We start from the raw sequence: 20,547 nt of genomic DNA on the forward strand, positions 1-20,547 counted from the left end.
GTGGCGAGGCAAGCACGCGTCCGGGGCCGGTTCGCGCTGACCGGTCGCGGCGTCGCGACACTCGGCGTAGGCGCGGCTCTCGCCATCGCGGGTGCGCTCCTCGGGCGCGTGGAGCTGATCTTCGTCGGGGTCGTGCTCTGGGCTGTCGCGGCGTTCGGCATCGTCGCGCTGCTCGTGATGCCGGCACCGGCGGCAGTCGAGCGCAGGCTGAGTGAGCGTCGAGTGGCGGCGGGCGACTCGATCCGGGTGACGACGACGCTGCGGGGCGGGAGCACGGCATACGTCGAGTCGGCCGAGGAGTCCGTGTCGTCCGGGTTGGAGTCCGAAGCCGCGGTCGAGGCCGCATCGAGAACCGTCGATCTCGCGGTGAGGGCCGAACGACGCGGCGTGCACACGGTGGGGCCGATGCGGGTGCGCATGCTCTCGCCGTTCCTCGTCGCGCGGCGCGAGCGGGTCCTCGGCGGTCACGACGAGGTCGTCGCAGTCCCGCCCGTGGTCGGTCTCGAGCCCCTGCGCGTTCCGGCGCGCTCCGGCGGCGAGGCGCGCGGCAGCGCAGCGACGTCGGGGCAGGGCGAGGACGATCTCATCCCCCGCCCGTACGGACCAGGGGATTCGACCAGGCGCGTGCACTGGCGCGCTTCCGCCCATCACGGCCGGTTGATGGTGCGGGAGGAGGAGCCGGAGTCGAGGCTCGTCGCACTGGTGCTGCTGGATCTCGAGCACAGCTCCTGGCGCAGCAGGGCCGCATTCGATACGGGTGTCAGCGCATGCGCGTCCGTGGTCGGGATGCTCGCGGCAGAGGGGTTCGTCGTGTCGGTCGTCGACGCCGTGGGCCGGGACATCGCCGAGGTCGATTCGCCGACGGGCATGCCGGACTTCCTGCTCACCTGCGCTCGGCTCGAAAGACATCGTGGCATCGCGTCCGCGTCCGCGTATGCGGGCGCTCGCGGAGCGGATGTCGTCGTCGTGATCGGTCGCTTCGTCGATCCGCCTGAGGGCGCCCCGACATGTGTGCTGCTCGCCTCGGACGGTGCGCACGACACGGCGGCGGAGCGCGGCTGGCATGCGGCGGCGCTGACGGGTGATGCGGCCGGGTCGTGGGGCGACGCGATCGGAGGGCGGTTCCGGTGAGTCGGCAGCGGCGAAGGCGCGCGTCGGCGGCGGCAGCGGGCGCGGCGTTCCTCGCGGTGATCACAGCGCTGCTGCCGATGACGACGCTGCTTGTGCCGACGTGGTTCGTGCCGGCCGTGCTCGCGGCGGGCGTTGTGATCGTCGTCGGGCTCCTCCGCCGATGGGCACCGGTGTGGGTGGTCGTGCCGCTGCAGGTGTTCGCCGGCATCGCGGCGTGCGCGCCGGCGTTCCCGCTGCCGCTGCTGGGCTCCTTCGTACCGTGGCCCGGTGCGGTCTGGGCGCCGCCCGCCGTGTTCTCTGCGGCCGTCGACCAGCTCATCGCTGCTTCCGCGCCCGTCGTGGCCGGGACGTCGCTGAGCTTCGCGCTCGTCGTGGCCGTGTGGGTGTTCGCACTCGTGGTGGATCTGATCGCCGTGACGGCGAGACTGCCGCTGCTGGCGCTGCTCCCACTGGCGGCGGTGCTGGTCACGCCGCAGCTCGCCGTGCCGTCCGGCGATCACCTGCTGCTGTCCGTGCCGTTCGCGGCTGCTGCTCTCCTGCTCCTGGCGGTGACGGGCCCGCCGCGTGTGCGCAGGCGCGGTCGTGCGGCGGTGTGGAGTACGACGGCCGTCGTCGCCGTCGCCGCGATCGCGGCATCCGTCGCCGTCGCGCCGCGGCTTCCCGTGTTCCCCTCAGCCGACGGCGTGAACGATCCGAGCATCGCCGATGTGTCGCTCTCTCTCGGCGACGATCTGCGGAACACGTCGTCCGCGGAGGTGATGCGCGTGCGCACGACCGAGCAGAGCGCGCCGTACCTGCGCCTGGCCACCCATACGGGCTTCGACGATGACGGCTGGCGTCTCGATGTCGACGGCTTCGTCCGACCGCTGTCGCACGGGCTCGGAGACTTCGAAGCACCGAGCATCACCGGTGAGGAGGCCGTGTCGACGTCGCGGACCTGGATCAGCGATATCGGCCTGGACATCGGGTATCTGCCGGTGCCGCAGAACGCGGTCGAGGTGGCAGGGGCGGAACCGGGATGGCGTGCCGAACTCGACAACAGGACGGTGAGCTCTGAGCAGCTCGCGGCGGAAGGCGAGGCGTACTCGGTCGAGGCGAGAGTCGTGTCGCCGACGACGGAGCAGCTGAACGCCTCCCCGTGGCCGGGCAGCGCGGACGCGATCCTGGGTGGTCAGTTCGACGAGGAGCGCACACCCGCAGTCGGGGCGGCGCTGGAGATCGGCGACGACGTCGCGGACGGGACGATCGGCGAGACGGCGGGGGAGGTGACCGAGGGCGACGGAACCCCGTACCAGGCAGCGCTCAGTCTGCAGCGGTGGCTGCGCTCATCCGCATTCTCCTACTCGCTGCAGACGCCCGTGAACGAGGGGTTCGACGGCAGCGACCTCGCCGCCGTCGAGGCGTTCCTCGAGGTGCGGGAAGGGTACTGCCAGCACTTCGCGTCCGCGTTCGCTCTGATGGCGAGGTCGCTCGGCATCCCGACCCGCATCGTGGTGGGCTACCTTCCCGGTGAAGACACGGGCGAGACCGTGGGCGAACGCGAGGTGTACTCCGTTGCCGCCGACCGGCTGCACGCGTGGCCGGAGGTGTATCTGCTGGGCATCGGATGGGTGCAGTTCGATCCGACGCCCAGCATCGCGTCGGCGCAGACCGGCGTCGACGAGACCGAGGAGGAGACGACGGACGAACCGGAGCAGGACGAGGAGCAGGCGGCCTCGCCTGAGCCGACGGAGATCCCGACCGAGACCGAGGAGCCGGACGCGGAGGCGACGGGCAGCGAGCAGACCGGCAGCGGGGCCACCGGCATGATCGCGGGGCTCGGGGCATTGCTCGCACTGCTGGTGCTGCTGTTCGTTCCGCGACTGGTGCGGGGGAGCCGGCGGTCGCGACGGATCCGCGCAGCGAGGGCGGGTGATGCGACGGCGGCATGGCGCGAGACGGTGGCGACCGCCATCGACGCCGGATGGGAGGTCGCGGCCTCGGAGTCGCCCCGCGCCTTCGGCGATCGGATGATCGATGCCGGCACAGACCCGGCGGCCACCGGAGCGCTCGTCGCGGCGATCGAGCGCGCGTCGTTCGCGCGAGAGACGGCATCCGGAGCCGACCTGGCCGGCGCAGTGCGCGCGTTCGCGCGGTCGATCCCTGCCGAGCGCCGCCGCGGCCGCGCTGGGCGGTGGCTGATGCCGCGCTCGCTGTGGACGCGCCCCCGATTGGTCGAGGCGGGGCGAGACGGGTAGGATTGTGCGCGGCCCGTTCGCGGGCCGAGGAGGATTCGCCTAGCGGCCTATGGCGCACGCTTGGAACGCGTGTTGGGTGCAAGCCCTCGGGGGTTCAAATCCCCCATCCTCCGCCGAATCAGAAGGCCCCGCCTCCCCTAGAAAACACTGGAGAGGCGGGGCTTCGTCGTGCGCTCAGCTCACAGCCCTGCGGACCAGCTCGCGGATCCGCTTCTCCGCCTTCGCGGTCATCTCGATCACGGCGAAGGACACCGGCCACATCTCACCGTCGTCGAGGTTCGCCGGGTCGTCGAAGGACACCGTGCCGTAGCGGGTGTCGAACTTCGATGCGGGCTGGTAGAACACCAGCACCTTGCCGTCCTCGGCGTATGCAGGGAAACCGTAGAAGGTCTTCGGGTTGAGGTCAGGGGCCTCCTCGCTGACGATCGTGTGCAGCCGAGCGGCGATCTCCTTCTCCGCGCCGGCGAGGGCGTCGATCGCTTTCACGCATGCCTCGAGCTCGCGGGCCAGCTTCGCGGCGCCCTTCAGCCCCTTCGTCGAGCGCAGCTCGTCCGCGCGCTGCTTCATCGCGGCGCGCTCATCGTCGCTGAAACCGCTCTTGGTTTCGCTCATCCGAATTCTCCTTCGCGTGTTCGTGCTGTCGGTGGTGTCGTCGTGCGGTCCGGTTGCGCGTGGCGGAGGCGGGCCGTGCTGCCGCTTGTGGGGTCGCGGAACGCGCCGTCGCGCACACCGTACGGCTGGTCGGTCGGCTCCTGGATGACCTCGACCTCGTGCGCCTGGATCCGTGCGAACTGCGCGTCGACGTCGAATGGCTGGGCGTAGTCGCGGTCGATGCGATCGCGCACGCATCGCAGCGCGACGAAGTCAGGGTTCAGCGAGGCCACGTCGCCACGGTAGCGCGACCCATTCCGGCCCGCGAGATGCGCACGTTTTCGACATCCGGGTGTGCAGATCGGCGCATCTCGGCGAGAAGTGCGCATCTCGGCAGCCGGGGCGCGGAGCCTACGCTGTGGGCATGGCATACAACGCGGAACTGGCGGACCGGGTGCGGGCGGTGATCCGGACCATGTCGGACGCGGAGGAGAAGCGGATGATGGGGGCGCTGGCGTTCATGGTGAACGGACACATGGCGGTCGGCGTCACCGGCGACGAGGTGTTCTTCCCCGTCGGCGGGGGAGAGGCGCTCGACCTCGCTCTGCAGCGCGGTGCGCACCGGCTGCAGCTGCGCAGCGGTGTCGATGCGCCGTTCGCCGCTCTGACTGATCCGGATGACGACACCCTGGCCGACTGGCTCGCCGATGCCGTCGAACGCGCGTGGCGTCGCTGACGTCGTGACGGTCCATCCGGCGCTTGGCTTATCTGTTAGGTGAGGCTAGCCTCAATAGGCAGGCGTCGGAAGGAAACCGGATGAGCAACATCACCGTCACACACGCGCCGTCGGGGCTCGTGCTGGCCGAGGTCGCGCGCGCGGAGCGCGTGACGCCGAACATGGTCAGGGTCACGATCGCCGGCGAGGATCTTGCGCGCTACGAGTACCGCGGCTTCGACCAGTGGTTCCGGCTGGCGCTGCCCGTGCGCGGTGATGGTGGGCTCGAGCGGATGCCAGCCACCTTCACGATCGGCGGCTACCTGAAGTATCTGGCGCTGCCGAAGGGCACGCGCCCCGTCATCCGGAACTACACCGTGCGCGCCTTCCGGAAGGCCGAGCAGGAGCTCGACATCGACTTCGTCTCGCACGGCGATGACGGCGTCGCCGGGCCGTGGGCGGCGAACGCAGTGCAGGGTGAGCGGGTCGCGTTCATCGACCAGGGGTGCGGCTGGAAGGGCCTGGACGCCGACTGGTCGCTCATCGTCGCCGACGAGAGCGCGCTGCCCGCTGCGGCAGGAGTGCTCCGCGACATGCCGCGCGACGCGCGCGGGCACGCGATCATCGAGCTCTTCGACGCTCGGGATCGCCAGGACGTCGATGCGCCTGACGGTGTCACTGTGCACTGGCTCGAACGCGCGGTCGACGACGCGCCGGGCGCCGCCGCGCTCGCCGCGCTGCGCGAGCTGGAGTTCCCGGACGGCTTGCCCTACGCGTTCTGCGTCGGTGAGCAGGCGCTCGCGACCGGCGCTCGCCGCCATCTCGTCCGCGAGCGAGGCGTGCCCAAGCAGCAGGTGACCTTCTCCGGCTACTGGCGCCTCGGCCGCGCCTCGCCGAGCTGAGCCGCGTGCGGGGAGGCGCTTCCCCCGGGCGGGATCTCATCGCGCTTTCTGCGTTCGTCGAGCCGCACACGCAGGATGCGATCGAACAGTGCGGCATCTTCACCGCTCCAGTCGTGATGCATGCCGGGGGCGACCCCGATCTCAGCGTGCGGGATCGCGGCTCCGACCGCCGAGAGCGACCGGTGGAAGTGCGCGGGCTCCCGTTCGCCGACGACGGCCCGATCACGTTGACCGGACTGTCCGCCCCGCCCGGGAGATGATCGCGAGATCACGAACATCGAACGAACTCGTGAACAGCTGATCATCGACGGCGAACGGGTTCTTCCTGCGCTCACACCCTCCGCTAGCGTGGAGGGTGTGAGCGCACACCTTCCAGACCTCACCGCATACGACGCCGTTCTGTTCGACCTCGACGGGGTGATCACGCCGACCGCCGAGGTGCACAGGCACGCCTGGCGCGCGATGTTCGACGAGTTCTTCGCCGACCGCGGCATCGTCCCCGCATATGCCGAGGACGACTACTTCACCCACCTCGACGGCAAGAAGCGCTACGACGGCGTCGCCTCGCTGCTCACCAGTCGCGGCGTCTCGCTGCCGTTCGGCGACCCCGCCGACTCGCCGGCAGCCGACACCGTCTGCGGCGTCGGCAATCGCAAGAACGTGGTGTTCTCGCGCATCCTGGCGGAGGAGGGAATCGAGCCGTATCGGGGCACGATGGCGCTGCTCGACGTGCTCGACGCCGCCGGAGTGCCTGTCGCCGTGGTGTCGAGTTCGAAGAACGCGGAGCCCGTGCTCGCGGCGGCCGGGATCAGGGGCCGATTCCCCGTCGTGATGGACGGCGTCGTCGCCGAGCGCGAGAACCTGCCGTCGAAGCCCGCGCCCGACGTCTTCCTCGCTGCGGCCAGGATGACCGGGGTCGACCCCGCAGGATCGGTTGCGGTCGAGGACGCGCTCTCCGGGGTCGAGTCGGCGGCCGCGGGCGGATTCGGTCTCGTCGTCGGAGTCGACCGCGGTGCGGGGCACGATGCACTCACCGCGGCAGGCGCTCACGTGGTGGTCGGCGACCTCGCCGAGTTCCTGAACGGCGCCGCTGCGGCATCTGCGGCATCCGGGACCGCCGTCTGAGCCGACGCACAGCGCGCCCGTTCTGCGCGCAGCGGGCCGCGACGCCCTCATCCGGTCGGCGGAAGACATCCGGGCCGGGAGCCACTAACCTGCCCACAGCACTGCCAAGCCCGCGCACGAGATCCCATTCGCAGGAGCACACATCATGATCGATCGCGACCGCTTCCCCGTCGACCCATGGCGACTGGTCGAGACCCGCTTCTCAACGGAGGACACCGGGGTCACCGAGACGGTCTTCGCCGCGGGCAACGGATACATCGGCCTGCGCGGCAACCATCCGGAGGGGCGCCACGGCGCCGAGCACGGAACGTTCATCAACGCATTCCACGAGACATGGCCGATCCGGCACGCGGAGCAGGCGTACGGCTTCGCCGAGACCGGCCAGACGATCGTGAACGTGCCGGACGCGAAGGTGATGCGCGTCTACGTCGACGATGAGCCGCTCGCCCTCGACCTCGCCGACGTGCGCGAGTACGAGCGCAGCCTCGACTTCCGCGACGGCGTGTTCCGCAGGCGGATCCGGTGGATGACGCCCTCGGGAAAGGACGTGCTGCTCGAGAGCGAGCGACTGGTCTCGTTCGAGGAGAAGCACCTGGTGCAGCAGCGGATGACGGTCACGGTGCTCAATGCCGATGCGCCGGTGACGATCAGCAGTCAGGTCGTGAACCGGCAGGACGGCGAGGGCGTGTACGGCGGACATGCCCCCGTGCCCGGCGCCGCCGAGCCGGCGTTCGACCCGCGCAAGGCGGAGGGTTTCACCGAGCGCGTGCTGCAGCCGCAGGAGTACTGGATGGACGGTGCTCGCTCGGCGCTGTCGTACCGGGTGACGAACTCGAAGATGACCCTCGGTGTCGTCACCGACCACGAGATCGACACCGAGAACGAGGTCGAGCTGCGCGGCCGCGTCGAGCCCGACATCGCCAAGTGCGTGCACAGGGTGAACGTCAAGGCGGGGGTGCCGGTCACGGTCACCAAGTACACCGCGTACCACACCTCACGCGGCGTGCCGGCGCGGGAGCTGGTCGATCGCTGCCGCCGCACGGTGGACCGCGCGATGGCGGACGGCGCTGAGCAGAACCTGACGAGGCAGCGGGCGTTCATGGACCGGTTCTGGGACCGGTCCGATGTGCGCATCGCAGGCCAGGACGACCTGCAGCAGGCGACGCGCTGGTGCCTGTTCCAGATGGCGCAGGCGTCGGCGCGCTCGGACGGCGCTGGAGTGCCGGCGAAGGGGCTGACCGGATCGGGCTACGGCGGCCACTACTTCTGGGACACGGAGATCTACGTACTGCCGTTCCTGACCTACACGACGCCGCTGTGGGCGCGCAACGCGCTCCGGATGCGCTCGCAGATGCTGCCGGCCGGTCGCAAGCGCGCCGCGCAGCTCAACGAGGCCGGTGCGCTGTTCCCGTGGCGCACGATCAACGGCGAAGAGGCGTCCGCCTACTACGCGGCAGGCACGGCGCAGTACCACATCAACGCCGACGTCAGCTTCGCGATCGCGAAGTACGTGCGGGCGACGGGCGACACCGACTTCCTCGCCAGAGAGGGCGGCGACGTGCTCGTCGAGACGGCGAGGCTGTGGGCGACCCTCGGGTTCTGGCGGTCGCACGAGGGCGTCGAGGAATTCCACATCCACGGCGTCACAGGGCCGGATGAGTACACCACAGTCGTCAACGACAACCTGTTCACGAACGTGATGGCGCGCTTCAACCTGCGTGCGGCCGCGCGCGTGGTGCGCGAGATGGCGGAGCTGGTGCCCGAGGCGTACCGCGGACTGGTGCAGCGGGTCGGGCTCGACCCGGCGGAGCCCGAGGCATGGGAGCGTGCGGCCGACGCGCTGGCCATCCCGTTCGACGAGCGCTTCGGCATCCACCCGCAGGATTCGCTCTTCCTGGAGCGTGAGGTGTGGGATCTCGAGAACATGCCGCCGGAGCATCGCCCGCTGCTGCTGCACTTCCACCCGCTCGTCATCTACCGCTTCCAGGTGCTCAAGCAGGCGGATGTCGTGCTGGCGCTCTTCCTGCAGGGCAATCACTTCTCGGCAGAGGAGAAGCTGGCGGATTTCGACTACTACGACCCGCTGACCACGGGAGATTCGACGCTTTCGGCGGTCGTGCAGTCGATCCTCGCGGCCGAGGTCGGCTATCAGGACCTCGCACGGGAGTACTTCGAGCACGCACTGTTCGTCGACCTCGCCGACCTGCACAGCAACGCATCGGACGGCGTGCACGTCGCATCGGCCGGCGGCGTGTGGACGGCGCTCGTGAACGGATTCGGCGGAATGCGCGACCACGGCGGCGGGCTGTCGTTCGATCCGCGCCTGCCGGTCGACTGGCCCGAGCTGTCGTTCCCGCTGGCCTGGTGGGGCTCCCAGATCCGGGTGACGATCACGCGCGAGGCGATCACGATCGTGCTCGAGTCGGGAGAGCCCGTCGAGCTGAGCGTGCGCGGCGAGGAGTTCGTCGTGGGTCCGGATGGGCCGCTCACCGTCCCGCTCGCAGATCAGGGGCCGGTTCGCAGCGGCCGACCCACCGTGAAGCGCTTCTCCGGGCTGCAGCGAGAGGACGGCACGGCGCTGCGCCCCACCCTTCCCACCAGTCACGGCGACGTCGTGCACCCGATAACGAGCTCGATCCCGGTCGTCGGGCGGTCCGGCCAGTAGGGGCGGCGTCCGCGCGCCGTAGCTCAGGTGCGGCAGAACGCCCCTGAAGTCGCGATCCGGCGGCGTCTATCCGCACCTGAGCAGCGGGGCGCGGTTCAGACCTCGCAGCCGTCGGGGCCGCAGGCGGTGCCCTGCTCGCCGACGAGGTTCAGCGGCTGGGCCGGTTTCGGGTTGAGCTCGTCGTACACCTGGGTGAGTGCCTGCTCGAACACCTCGGCTGGCTGGGCGCCCGAGATGCCGTAGCGGCCGTCGAGCACGTAGAACGGAACGCCCTGGATACCCAGTGAGGACGCCCGGGCGATGTCGCCGCGCACGTCTTCGGCGTAGGCGGCGGGATCGGCGAGCACCTCGTCGGCCGTCGCAGGGTCGAGGCCGGCCGAGACGACGACCTCCTTCAGCGCAGCGGCATCGCCCACGTCGACGCCGTTCTGGAAGTAGGCCACGAGCAGCCCGTCGACGACGGCGGCCTGCACTCCGTGCGCGGCGGCCGCCTGGATCATCCGGTGCGCTGCGAATGTGTTCGACGGCACGGTGGCCGCATGGTCGAAGCGGAAGCCCACCTGCTCGCCCGCTTCGCTGAGATGGCGGTGACTCGCCTCGAGGCGCTCGGGGTCGAGGCCGCGGCCGGCGAGGTACTCGGCCTGCGACATCGTCGCGCGCTCCGGCGCGTTCGGATCGAGCTGGTACGAGTGGAAGCGCACGTCGATGTCGCTCGTGAACGGCAGGTCCGAGACCACCGAGCGGAGACGGCGCTCGCCGAGCGCGCACCACGGGCACGCGACGTCGAGCCAGACGTCGATTCCGAGGCGGGCGGGGGCGGTGATGGTGTCGGTCATGCTCAGCTCAACCCCCACCGGCCTGAGAATGTTCCGCCGCGGTGCATCGGCCGTGTCGGTGTCGGGGGTACGCCGTAGGCTGGGGGAGTGACAACCGCCCTTTATCGACGCTACCGACCAGAGACCTTCGGGGAGATGATCGGGCAGGCCCAGGTGACCGACCCGCTGATGACGGCACTGCGAGGCGACCGCATCGGGCATGCCTACCTGTTCTCCGGTCCGCGCGGGTGCGGCAAGACGACTTCCGCGCGCATTCTGGCACGCTGCCTGAACTGTGCAGAGGGTCCGACGGACACCCCGTGCGGCACCTGCGACAGCTGCGTCGAGCTCTCGCGCGCAGGCGGCGGCTCGCTCGACGTCATCGAGATCGACGCGGCCAGCCACAACGGCGTCGACGACGCGCGCGATCTGCGTGAGCGCGCCGTGTTCGCACCGAGCCGCGACCGCTACAAGATCTTCATCCTCGACGAGGCGCACATGGTGACGCCGCAGGGCTTCAACGCGCTGCTGAAGCTCGTCGAGGAGCCGCCGGAGCATGTGAAGTTCATCTTCGCCACGACGGAGCCGGACAAGGTGATCGGCACGATCCGATCCCGCACGCACCACTACCCGTTCCGCCTCGTGCCGCCGGCCGCCATGCTCGAGTACGTCGAGAGCCTGTGCGCGCAGGAAGGCATCGCGGTCGAGCCGGGGGTGCTGCCGCTCGTGGTCCGTGCGGGCGGCGGGTCGCCGCGTGACACGCTCTCGATCCTCGACCAGCTGATCGCCGGCTCGGACGAGTCGTCCGTCGGGTACGAGCGCGCGGTCGCGCTGCTCGGATACACGCACGGCGAGCTGCTCGACGGCGTCGTGGAGGCGTTCGCATCCGACGACGCCGGCGCGGCTTTCTCCGCGGTCGACCGCGTCGTGCAGACGGGGCAGGATCCGCGGCGCTTCGTCGACGACCTGCTCGAGCGTCTGCGCGATCTCATCATCATCGCGGCGACCGGTGCGGGGGCGGCGGCCGTGCTGCGCGGAACGCCGACGGATGAGCTCCAGCGCATGTCGGCGCAGGCGCAGGCGTTCGGCTCGGACCGGCTGTCGCGATCGGCAGACATCGTCAGTGCAACGCTCGACGAGATGGGCGGTGCGACGGCGCCTCGCCTGCAGCTCGAACTGATGATCGCGCGTGTGCTCACGGCACTGCGTGCGAGCGCTGCCGCGGCGCAGTCCGCGCTGAGCGAGGGAGAGACGGGTGCCGCGGTCGCCGTCGCGCCCGCACAGCAGCCCGGTGCTGCCGCGCCGGTGCAGCAGTCGCCTCCCGCCGCTCCGGCCGCAGGGCCCGTGGGCCCGGCCGTTGCGGCCCCCGCGAGCCCGGCTGCCGCTCCGGCCGCGGCACCGGCGAGCCCCACCGCAGTTCCCGCAGCTCCGACGGCGTCGCCTGCTGCGCCCGCGGCACCGGCGAACCCGACCGCCGCTGCCGCAGGCCCGGCCGCTCCAGCGAACCCGACAGACGCGCCACCGGCAGCAGCCGAGGAGCCGCCTGCCGCCGCCGACCCGACACCGGCCCCGGAGTCCGGCGCTTCGCCAGCAGCATCGCCTGACGCGGGCAGCGTCGAATCCGCCACCCCGGCAGCTGCGGCGCCCGCGGACGAGACGTCGACGACCGAGGCGATGGCGGCGAGCGAAGGGTCCGCCGCGACGCAGCAAGCGGCACAGGCAGAGCCCTCGCCCGCTGCCGCAGAGGGACCGGTGCCGGAGACCGGCGTCGATCCGAGGCTCGACGACGTCCCCGCCGCCGGATGGGCGACCGTCGCCCCCGGCACGGCGCACCAGGCCCCCGCGACATCCGGGTCGGCGCAGGCGGCACCCGCTGACGGTTCGCCGCAGGGCACAGCGCCAGGCGACTCCGCCGAACGGCCAGCGCAGACCGCAGGCACAGAGCGTCCAGGCGCCTCGGCTCCTGCGGGCGAGGCGCCTTCCGGTCCGCTGACGCTCGCGCGCTTGAACGAGGCATGGCCTCGCATCCTCGATGGGCTGAGAACCACAGCTCCGCAGAGCGCAGAGCTGGTCGGCCAGTCGCGCGCCGCGGAGGTGCGGCCTGGTGACGTCGTGATGATGGCTTTCCCCTCGCAGCGGCACATGTCGGGGTTCAAGGGGGCCCCGGCCGACGACCTGCGCAACGCGATCGTCGAGGTGCTCGGCGTGCGTGTGAAGTACCTCGCACGGGTCGAGCCTCAGACGCCTGCGCCGTCTGAGGATGCGCCGCCGCCAGACGACGACCCCGAGCCGGGGTCGTACGACGACGCATACGCCCGCCCCGAGAGCGGGCCGTCATCCGACAGCGCCGGTCGCGCCCCGCGGGAGGGGTCGAGCACGTCATCGGGCCAGCGCCCCGCACCTGCCGGCGACACGGCGGCGACCGCTCAGCGCGGCGGAGCCTCGGACGCACCGGCACAGACGGTCGGATCGGGCGCTCCCGTGACCGAGTGGGCCGTCGCGGCGATTCCCGGCGCGGCGGGTGAAGCGACCACCGCACCGGAGTCGGCTGACGAAACGAGCGGCTCTGCTGAGGCCGAAGCGCGCCCCGCGCCGTCGGACGCTGCGTCCGGTGCAACGACCGCCGCTCCGGCGACGCCGCCGCAGAGCGCAGCTCCGGTTGCGGGCCCGACCGATTGGGGCGTCAACCTGAAAGCCCCCGGCTCGGTCGACACGGAACCGCCCACGGCGGACGCGGCACCCGAGGTCGCCGCTGCTTCCACGGCCGTCACCGCTGCTCCCGCGTCCGCGGCTCCTGCCGAGTCGACCGTTCCAGTGGTTCCCGCCGCTTCGGCCGCACCCGCTGCGCCGGGGGCGTTCGCACCACCGGAGCCGGATCCCGGGCCGCCGATCGAAGAGCCGCCCGCGCAGAGCGAACCGGCTGATCCGAACCGTCCCACCGTGCAGCGGCGCCAGGTGTACGTTCCCGACGGCGTCGAGCGTCGCGGCGAGGCCGTGGTGCGGCAGATGCTCGGCGCGACGTTCCTGCACGAGGAGCCGTACGATCCGCCATCGACCGCGCGCTTCTCCTGACCCGGCCTTCCGGCCGACCCGACCCCGAGGACCCACATGTACGACGGCATCGTCCAGGAACTGATCGACGAGCTCGGCAGACTCCCCGGAATCGGGCCGAAGTCCGCCCAGCGCATCGCGTTCCACATCCTGCAGACGCCGAGCTTCGACGTGTCACGGCTCAGCCAGCTGCTGGGGGAGGTGCGCGAGCGCGTGCGCTTCTGCGACATCTGCGGCAACGTGTCGGAGCAGGAGCGGTGCGGGATCTGCCGCGACCCTCGGCGCGACCCCGAAGTGATCTGCGTGGTCGAGGACGCCAAGGACGTCTCGGTGATCGAGCGCACCCGCGAGTTCCGAGGGCGGTACCACGTGCTCGGCGGCGCGATCAGTCCGATCGCGGGCGTCGGCCCCGACGACCTGCGCATACCGCAGCTGATGCAGCGCCTCGCCGACGGGGAGGTCAAAGAGGTCATCCTCGCGACCAACCCGAACCTCGAGGGCGAGGCCACCGCGAGCTACCTCAGCCGCCTTCTCACGTCGATGGAGATCGCCGTCTCGCGCCTCGCATCCGGCCTCCCCGTCGGCGGCGACCTCGAGTACGCCGACGAGGTCACCCTGGGCAGAGCCTTCGAAGGCCGAAGAAGACTCTGAGGATCACCCCCCGCGAAACGCTGTGAATTTTCCGGTTCGAGCCTGCCCCCATACGATTGGTCATCGGGTGTGACCTTCGCATCCGCGACCCGGGAGAGATAAGTGGCCCTGATCGTTCAGAAGTTCGGCGGATCGTCTGTCGCAGACGGCGAGAGCATCAAGCGCGTGGCGAAGCGCATCGTCGACACCCGCAGAGCGGGCAATGACGTCGTCGTGGCGGTCAGCGCGATGGGCGACACGACCGACGAACTGCTCGACCTCGCGAATGCGGTCGCGCCGATGCCTGCGCCTCGCGAGCTCGACATGCTGCTCTCCAGCGGCGAGCGCATCTCCATGGCGCTGCTGGCCATGGCGATCCACTCGATGGGCTTCGAGGCCCGCTCCTTCACCGGCAGCCAGGCCGGCATGCTCACGACGGCAGACCACGGCTCGGCGCGCATCGTCGACGTCACGCCGGTCCGCCTGCGCGACGCGCTGGACGAGGGCGCGATCGTCATCGTCGCGGGCTTCCAGGGCTTCAACCGCGACACCAAGGACATCACGACGCTCGGCCGCGGCGGCTCGGACACCACCGCCGTCGCGCTCGCCGCCGCGCTGAACGCCGACGTGTGCGAGATCTACAGCGACGTCGACGGCATCTTCACTGCTGACCCGCGGCTCGTGCCGATGGCGCGCAAGCTCAACACGGTCGGCTCCGAGGAGATGCTAGAGCTCGCGGCCAACGGCGCGAAGGTCCTGTACATCCGGGCGGTGGAGTACGCCCGCCGCCACGGCGTGCTGATCCACGCCCGCTCAACCTTCACATCGAACGAGGGAACGTACGTTCTCGGTGAGGGGATGACCGATCCCCGCGCAGCAAGAGGAGAGAAAATGTCGGATGCCAACGGTACCGAGTCGGACGACATCGGCAACGAAGAGCCTCTCGTCGCCGGCGTCGCCGCGGACCGCAGCCAGGCCAAGATCACCGTGATCGGTGTGCCGGATGTCCCGGGCTCTGCGGCCGAGATCTTCTCGCTGGTGGCGAAGACCGGCGCGAACATCGACATGATCGTGCAGAACGTGCAGTCGGCGTCAGCCGGCCGCACCGACATCTCCTTCACACTGCCGCGCCCCGATGCGAACGAGGTCGTGCGTCGACTGACAGACGACAAGGAGGCGCTCGGCTACGAGAACCTCATCTTCGACGATCAGATCGGCAAGCTGTCGGTCGTCGGCGCCGGCATGCGCACCACCTCCGGCGTCTCGCAGGTGCTCTTCGACGCGCTGCGTTCGGCGAGCATCAACATCGCGATGATCTCGACCAGCGAGATCCGGATCTCCGTGCTCGTGGCCGCCGAAGACCTCGACGAGGCCGCACGTGCCGTGCACACCGCCTACGGGCTGGACGGCGAGGTGGAAGCCACCGTCTACGCGGGCACCGGTCGCTGACTCGCATCGACCTGACGAACGAACGGCGTCCCCGCGTGCACGAGCACGCGGGGACGCCGTTCTCGCGGCACGGCCGCGCCGAATGTAACGCGCGTGTGTCGACGTCCTCACGAGCCCTCCCGAGCCGAGTGACATCACGTTGACGGCAGGGAAACGTGCCAGCCGTGGCAGGGAAACACCGACCTTCTAGCGTCGGGAGCACATCCCCGACCGCGTAGGAGCTGGCATGACCTCGACCATCACAGGCCCCACACCCACGCACGCGCCGATGACAGGACCCGGCCGCTGGCTCGACGGCTGGACACCGGAGGACCCCGCGTTCTGGGAGGCCCACGGCAGGCGGATCGCGCGGAGGAACCTGGGCTGGTCGATCTTCGCCGAGTTCCTGGGCTTCGTGGTCTGGCAGCTGTGGAGCATCGTGGTCGTGATGCTCCCGTCCGCAGGGTTCGAGCTGACCACGGCGCAGTCGTTCTGGCTGATCTCGCTGCCGAGCCTCGTCGGCGCGACCCTGCGATTCCCGTACACGTTCATGGTCGCCATCGTCGGCGGGAGGAACTGGACCATGATCTCCGCCGGCCTGCTGCTCATCCCCGCGACGCTGCTCGGCATCGTCGTGCAGAACCCGGACGCCCCGTTCTGGATGCTTCTGGTGGTCGCGGCCACTGCGGGCGTCGGAGGCGGCAACTTCGCCAGCTCGATGGCGAACATCACCCACTTCTACCCGCAGCGCGAGAAGGGCTGGGCGCTGGGGCTCAACGCCGCGGGCGGCAACGTGGGCGCAGCGGTCGCCCAGTTCGCCGTGCCGATCGTCGTCACGGTGGGGGCCGCCGCTTCGCTCAACCTGGCGCTCGCCGGGTGGATGTGGATCCCGTTCATTCTCATCGCCGTGTGGGGCGCGTGGCGATTCATGGACAACATCACCACGGCGAAGGCCGACTTCTCCGCTTCGGCGCAAGCCATGCGCGAGCCGCACATGTGGCTGCTGGCACTGCTGTACATCGGAACCTTCGGTTCGTTCATCGGCTTCGCGGGTGTCTTCCCGAAGCTCATCGCCGATCAGTTCCCTGAGTTCTCGACGTTCCAGATCGGCACGGCGTCCGTGTCGTTGGCGTTCCTCGGGGCGCTCGTCGGCTCGCTCACCCGACCGTACGGCGGCAGGCTCGCCGACCGGTTCGGCGGCGCTCGGATGACGACGGCGAGCTTCCTGCTGATGGCGGCGGGCGCCGTCGCCCTGATCGTGACGCTGCCGGTGGCCGGGTTCTGGACGTTCCTGCTGTGCTTCCTCTTCCTGTTCACCGCCACCGGTATCGGCAACGGAGCGACGTACCGGATGATCCCGAGCGTTTTCGCGGCGCGCTCCGGCGGCGAGGTGGGCACGCAGCGGGCCTCCGCCGCGGCGCTCGGCCTCATCTCGGCCATCGGCGCATACGGCGGGTTCCTCGTGCCGCAGGTGCTCAGCGCCTCGCACACCGCGACGGGCGGCTACGAGACGGCGTTCGTCGGATTCGTCGTCGTCTACCTGGTGCTGGCGGTTGTCACCTTCGCCGTCTACGCCACGCGGCGCGGCTCCTTCGCCGAGGCCCGCATCTGATGGCGGCGTCGATGCGCGTTGCGGTGGTCGGCTTCGGCCCGGTCGCCGTCAGGTTCGTGGAGGAGCTGCTGCCGCTCGTGCGCGACGGCCTCGTGGCGCTGACGATCATCGGTGCCGAACGCGAGGACCCGTACAACAGGGTGCTCACGGCGGAGTACGCGGCGGGGGAGGCTGAACGGGCCGACCTCGACATGATCGACACGGAGGAACTCGCCGCCGCCGACGTCGTGATCCTGCGCGGACGGCGGGCGACTGCGATCGATCGCGGGGCCCGCACCGTGGAACTCGACCAGGGTGCGCCGATCGCGTACGACCGCCTCGTGCTCGCCACGGGGGCCCGCGCGAACGTGCCTCGGCTGGATGGTCTGCACACCGTCGGGCACGATTCATCCGGTCTCGATGATCGCCTCGTCGACGGCGTGATGGCGCTGCGTTCGCTCGACGACGCCGACAGGCTGCGCGAGGTGGTCTCGCAAGGCGGCAGCGCTGTCGTGCTCGGCGCCGGTGTGCTCGGCATCGAGCTGGCACTGCTGCTGGCGAAGGCGGGGATCGCGGTGCGGCTCGCTCACTTCGGTCCGATTCCGATGTCCCGACAGCTCGATCGCGGCTCGGGGGCCGTGACAGCCGCCGCCCTGACCGAAGCGGGCGTCGAGGTCGTGCCGCACGTGCGGGCCGAGGCGATCGTGACGGAGGAGTCCGACGCCGGATCGCGCCGCTTCAGCGCTCTCGTCTCGGGCGACGGCAAGCGCATCCCAGGCGATGTGCTGATCCTGTCCTGCGGTGTGACGGCTCGCGACGACCTCGCCGTCGCCGCCGGTCTGCGGACCGGGCGCGGCGTCCTGGTCGACGAGCGGCTGCGTGCGTTCGGCGACGAGAGCATCCACGCCATCGGCGACTGCGCTCACATGGCCGACCGTGCGCACCTGCACGACGCAGCGGTGCCAGGCGGTCCCAGCGGGCTGATCGGGCCAGGATGGCGCCAAGCCGAATGGCTGGCACGCTCGATCGCCGCGGATGCCGTGGGCGCCGAGCAGATCGAGGCGTTCGGGGACGACATGCCGGGAGTGGTGTCGGTGAAGGGCGTCGACGTGGTCGCGGCAGGCGACGTCGACGTCGACCCGTTCGCGCCCGTGCCGAAGGGCGAAACCGGCCCCGGCGTGTCGATGTGGGCCGATCCGGAGCACGGCACCTACACGAAGATGGTGACCCGCGACGGGGTCCTCAGCGGGTTCGTCAGCGTCGGCATGCCGCGCACCGGAGCCGAGCTGAGCGTGCTCTACGCGCGCCGCGGCGAGCTGCCGAGCGACCGCTCCCTGCTGCTGCGTCTCGACGCAGACGACGACGCAGCCCCGCGAGCGACCGGCCGCGATGAGACCGTCTGCGTGTGCAACGCGGTGACCGCCGGCATCATCGAAGACGCTGTTGCGGACGGATGCGGAACCGTCGCGGACGTCGGGTCCTGCACGAGAGCGGGAACCGGATGCGGCACGTGCAGGGGACGCATCACCCGGATGCTCGAGGAGCTGGAGGCGTCGCCGCTGTGAGCGCGAACGATCAGGCCGTCGACACGCACTGCCCGTACTGCGCCCTGCAGTGCGCCATGACGCTGACCCCGGCATCCGGTTCCGACGCGCCTCCAGTGGTCGTCGCAGGGCGCGACTTCCCGACCAACCGCGGCGGTCTGTGCCGCAAGGGCTGGACGTCTGCCGAGCTGCTGGGGTCGGGCGACCGCCTCACCTCCCCACTGATACGCGGCGCAGACGGTGAGCTGCACGAGGCCGGATGGGACGAGGCGCTCGACCTCATCGCCGACCGGATCGACGGCCTGCGATCGCGGCACGGGGCCGACGCGATAGGTGTGTTCGGCGGCGGAGGCCTCACCAATGAGAAGGCCTATCAGCTCGGGAAGTTCGCCCGCATCGCTCTCGGCACCTCGCGCATCGACTACAACGGCCGGTTCTGCATGTCGTCGGCAGCCGCGGCCGCCAACCGCTCGTTCGGGCTCGATCGCGGGCTGCCGTTCCCCGTCTCAGACCTCGATGCGGCGGATGCCGTGCTGATGCTCGGCTCGAATGTCGGTGACACGATGCCGCCGTTCGCGTCCCACCTGCTGGGTGCCAGAGCGCGCGGCGGGCTGATCGTGGTCGACCCGCGGCGCAGCTCGACGGCCCGGATGACCGACGACGGCGGGGGAGTGCACCTGCAGCCGGTGCCCGGCGCCGATCTCGCGCTGCTGCTCGGGCTGTGCCACATCGTGCTCGCCGAGCGGCTGCACGACCGCGAGTACGTGGCGACGCGCACCACGGGCCTGGAGGGTCTGCGCCGGTCGGTGTCGGCATGGTGGCCGGAGCGCACGGCGGAGGCCACGGGAGTTCCCGTCGCCGCGCTGCACCGCGTCGCCCGCCTGCTCGCCGAAGCGCGCTCGGCGTACATCCTGACCGGCCGGGGCGTCGAACAGCACGCAGACGGCACCGACACTGCAACGGCCGCGATCAACCTCGCGCTGCTGCTCGGACTGCCGGGAACCGAGGGGTGCGGCTACGGAACCCTGACTGGTCAGGGCAATGGTCAGGGCGGTCGCGAGCACGGGCAGAAGTGCGACCAGCTCCCCGGCTATCGCAGCATCACCGATCCGGATGCCAGATCTCACGTCGCTGAGGTGTGGGGCGTGGACGCGGCTTCGATCCCCGGCCCCGGAGTCCCCGCCGCGGAGCTGCTGCGCACGGCAGGGACGCCGGACGGCGTCAGCGCGCTGCTCGTGCACGGTTCGAACGTGGTCGTCTCGGGTCCCGACGTCTCCCGTGTGCGCGAAGCGCTGGCGCGGCTCGACCTCCTCGTCGTCAGCGACTTCTTCCTCTCCGAGACGGCGGCCATGGCCGACGTCGTGCTGCCCGTGCTGCAGTGGGCGGAGGAAGAGGGCACCATGACCAACCTCGACGGTCGGGTGCTGCGCAGGCGCAGGGCGACGCCGCCTCCCGGTGGGACGCGCAGCGAGCTGTGGATCCTCCGCGAGCTGGCCGCCCGTCTCGGGGCTCCGGGACAGTGGCAGCTCGACCCGTCCGACGTGTTCGACGAGCTGGCGCGGGCGTCAGCGGGAGGACGAGCCGACTATTCGGGGCTCAGTCACCGGATGCTCGACGCGGGAGTCGCCGCGCACTGGCCGTTCCCGCATGGGTCGTCAGGGACACCCAGAATGTTCCTCGACCGTTTCGCCCATCCGGACGGGTGCGCCAGGCTCGTCCCGGTGCGCGCCTCCGCCCACGAGCAGGCGACCGGACGTGAGCTCGCGCTCGTGACGGGGCGTCTGATGGGCCACTACCAGTCGGGAGCGCAGACCCGTCGCGTGCCGGAGCTGGTGGCGGAGCATCCGGAACTGGTCGCGCAGATCCATCCGACCACCGCGCGGGACCGTTCGCTCGGCGACGGCGACCGGGTGCTGGTGCGCAACAGGCGCGGCTCCGTGACCGCGACCGTCGGCCTCAGCACCGACATCCGGCCGGACACGGTCTTCCTGCCGTTCCACTTCGGCGGCGTCGAGAGCGCCAATCTGCTCACCAGCGCCAGCACGGACCCGATCTCGGCGATGCCGGAGTTCAAGTACGCGGTCGTGCAGGTGGAGTCGGTTCCGGCCGATGCCCGCTGAAT

The 20,547-nt window shown here is 70.6% G+C and carries 15 protein-coding genes and 1 tRNA gene; 13 read left to right on the forward strand and 3 right to left on the reverse strand.

The window, feature by feature from the left end; all coding sequences use genetic code 11:
• The 3 genes from DZG09_RS15885 (at window position 1) to DZG09_RS15895 (ending at window position 3,481) form a co-directional block, all read left to right on the forward strand.
• On the forward strand, window positions 1-1,131 hold the full coding sequence (locus DZG09_RS15885; protein ID WP_119698730.1) for a DUF58 domain-containing protein: 1,131 nt from the start codon (window positions 1-3) through the stop codon (window positions 1,129-1,131).
• Complete coding sequence (locus DZG09_RS15890) at window positions 1,128-3,368, forward strand: transglutaminase TgpA family protein (RefSeq protein WP_119698731.1); 2,241 nt, start codon at window positions 1,128-1,130, stop codon at window positions 3,366-3,368. The genes DZG09_RS15885 and DZG09_RS15890 overlap by 4 nt, the downstream gene beginning before the upstream one ends.
• 28 nt (window positions 3,369-3,396) lie before the next feature.
• Window positions 3,397-3,481: transfer RNA gene (locus DZG09_RS15895), tRNA-Ser, on the forward strand.
• Window positions 3,482-3,542: 61 nt separating this feature from the next.
• Here DZG09_RS15895 and DZG09_RS15900 read toward each other — a convergent pair.
• Together DZG09_RS15900 and DZG09_RS15905 are read right to left on the reverse strand one after the other, a co-directional pair.
• Window positions 3,543-3,980 carry a hypothetical protein gene (locus DZG09_RS15900; RefSeq protein ID WP_119698732.1) on the reverse strand — a complete coding sequence of 146 codons (438 nt, stop codon included), beginning with the start codon at window positions 3,978-3,980 and terminating at the stop codon, window positions 3,543-3,545.
• Window positions 3,977-4,252, reverse strand: coding sequence for a VOC family protein (locus tag DZG09_RS15905; RefSeq protein WP_119698733.1), 276 nt, complete (start codon window positions 4,250-4,252; stop codon window positions 3,977-3,979). Before DZG09_RS15905 ends, DZG09_RS15900 begins: the two co-directional genes overlap by 4 nt.
• Window positions 4,253-4,383: 131 nt before the next feature.
• On the opposite strand from DZG09_RS15905, the gene DZG09_RS15910 reads away from it, so the two are divergent.
• The 4 genes from DZG09_RS15910 to DZG09_RS15930 all read left to right on the forward strand — a co-directional run bounded on the left by DZG09_RS15910 (window position 4,384) and on the right by DZG09_RS15930 (window position 9,366).
• A complete protein-coding gene (locus tag DZG09_RS15910; protein WP_119698734.1) occupies window positions 4,384-4,695 on the forward strand; it encodes a TfoX/Sxy family protein in 312 nt (103 codons plus the stop codon).
• 80 nt (window positions 4,696-4,775) lie between these two features.
• Window positions 4,776-5,576 (forward strand): siderophore-interacting protein, encoded by an 801-nt coding sequence (locus DZG09_RS15915; protein ID WP_119698735.1) that lies wholly within the window; start codon window positions 4,776-4,778, stop codon window positions 5,574-5,576.
• A gap of 357 nt (window positions 5,577-5,933) precedes the next feature.
• Complete coding sequence (locus tag DZG09_RS15925) at window positions 5,934-6,701, forward strand: HAD family hydrolase (RefSeq protein WP_119698737.1); 768 nt, start codon at window positions 5,934-5,936, stop codon at window positions 6,699-6,701.
• Window positions 6,702-6,846: 145 nt separating this feature from the next.
• Window positions 6,847-9,366 (forward strand): glycoside hydrolase family 65 protein, encoded by a 2,520-nt coding sequence (locus tag DZG09_RS15930; protein ID WP_119698738.1) that lies wholly within the window; start codon window positions 6,847-6,849, stop codon window positions 9,364-9,366.
• A 95-nt stretch (window positions 9,367-9,461) separates the two neighbouring features.
• On the opposite strand, the gene DZG09_RS15935 is transcribed toward DZG09_RS15930, so the two are convergent.
• Window positions 9,462-10,202, reverse strand: a complete 741-nt coding sequence (locus DZG09_RS15935) for a DsbA family oxidoreductase (protein ID WP_162893365.1) — start codon at window positions 10,200-10,202, stop codon at window positions 9,462-9,464.
• An 87-nt stretch (window positions 10,203-10,289) separates the two neighbouring features.
• Here DZG09_RS15935 and DZG09_RS15940 point away from each other — a divergent pair, with 87 nt between their 5' ends.
• From DZG09_RS15940 to DZG09_RS15965, 6 genes are all read left to right on the forward strand, one after another.
• Entirely contained in the window at window positions 10,290-13,253 is a 2,964-nt protein-coding gene (locus DZG09_RS15940; protein ID WP_119698739.1) for a DNA polymerase III subunit gamma and tau, read from the forward strand.
• A gap of 36 nt (window positions 13,254-13,289) precedes the next feature.
• The gene (recR, locus tag DZG09_RS15945) at window positions 13,290-13,883 is read left to right on the forward strand and encodes a recombination mediator RecR (RefSeq protein WP_119698740.1); all 594 of its coding nucleotides are present in this window, start codon (window positions 13,290-13,292) and stop codon (window positions 13,881-13,883) included.
• A 102-nt stretch (window positions 13,884-13,985) separates the two neighbouring features.
• A complete protein-coding gene (locus DZG09_RS15950; protein ID WP_119698741.1) occupies window positions 13,986-15,311 on the forward strand; it encodes an aspartate kinase in 1,326 nt (441 codons plus the stop codon).
• A 226-nt stretch (window positions 15,312-15,537) separates the two neighbouring features.
• Window positions 15,538-16,902, forward strand: coding sequence for an MFS transporter (locus tag DZG09_RS15955; protein ID WP_119698742.1), 1,365 nt, complete (start codon window positions 15,538-15,540; stop codon window positions 16,900-16,902).
• A gap of 11 nt (window positions 16,903-16,913) precedes the next feature.
• The gene (locus DZG09_RS15960; protein ID WP_240424111.1) at window positions 16,914-18,446 is read left to right on the forward strand and encodes an FAD-dependent oxidoreductase; all 1,533 of its coding nucleotides are present in this window, start codon (window positions 16,914-16,916) and stop codon (window positions 18,444-18,446) included.
• Complete coding sequence (locus DZG09_RS15965) at window positions 18,383-20,545, forward strand: molybdopterin oxidoreductase family protein (RefSeq protein ID WP_119698744.1); 2,163 nt, start codon at window positions 18,383-18,385, stop codon at window positions 20,543-20,545. Before DZG09_RS15960 ends, DZG09_RS15965 begins: the two co-directional genes overlap by 64 nt.
• Window positions 20,546-20,547 lie beyond the last annotated feature (2 nt).

Source organism: Microbacterium halotolerans (genome assembly GCF_003569805.1).
Lineage (GTDB): Bacteria > Actinomycetota > Actinomycetes > Actinomycetales > Microbacteriaceae > Microbacterium > Microbacterium halotolerans.

Bases quoted from the DNA above. Each gene is read 5' to 3' on its own strand.
- DZG09_RS15900 (WP_119698732.1), bottom strand. From the start codon at position 3,980: ATGAGCGAAACCAAGAGCGGTTTCAGCGACGATGAGCGCGCCGCGATG.
- DZG09_RS15910 (WP_119698734.1), top strand. From the start codon at position 4,384: ATGGCATACAACGCGGAACTGGCGGACCGGGTGCGGGCGGTGATCCGG.
- DZG09_RS15915 (WP_119698735.1), top strand. From the start codon at position 4,776: ATGAGCAACATCACCGTCACACACGCGCCGTCGGGGCTCGTGCTGGCC.
- DZG09_RS15930 (WP_119698738.1), top strand. From the start codon at position 6,847: ATGATCGATCGCGACCGCTTCCCCGTCGACCCATGGCGACTGGTCGAG.
- DZG09_RS15935 (WP_162893365.1), bottom strand. From the start codon at position 10,202: ATGACCGACACCATCACCGCCCCCGCCCGCCTCGGAATCGACGTCTGG.
- recR (WP_119698740.1), top strand. From the start codon at position 13,290: ATGTACGACGGCATCGTCCAGGAACTGATCGACGAGCTCGGCAGACTC.
- DZG09_RS15955 (WP_119698742.1), top strand. From the start codon at position 15,538: ATGACCTCGACCATCACAGGCCCCACACCCACGCACGCGCCGATGACA.
- DZG09_RS15960 (WP_240424111.1), top strand. From the start codon at position 16,914: ATGCGCGTTGCGGTGGTCGGCTTCGGCCCGGTCGCCGTCAGGTTCGTG.
- DZG09_RS15965 (WP_119698744.1), top strand. From the start codon at position 18,383: ATGCGGCACGTGCAGGGGACGCATCACCCGGATGCTCGAGGAGCTGGA.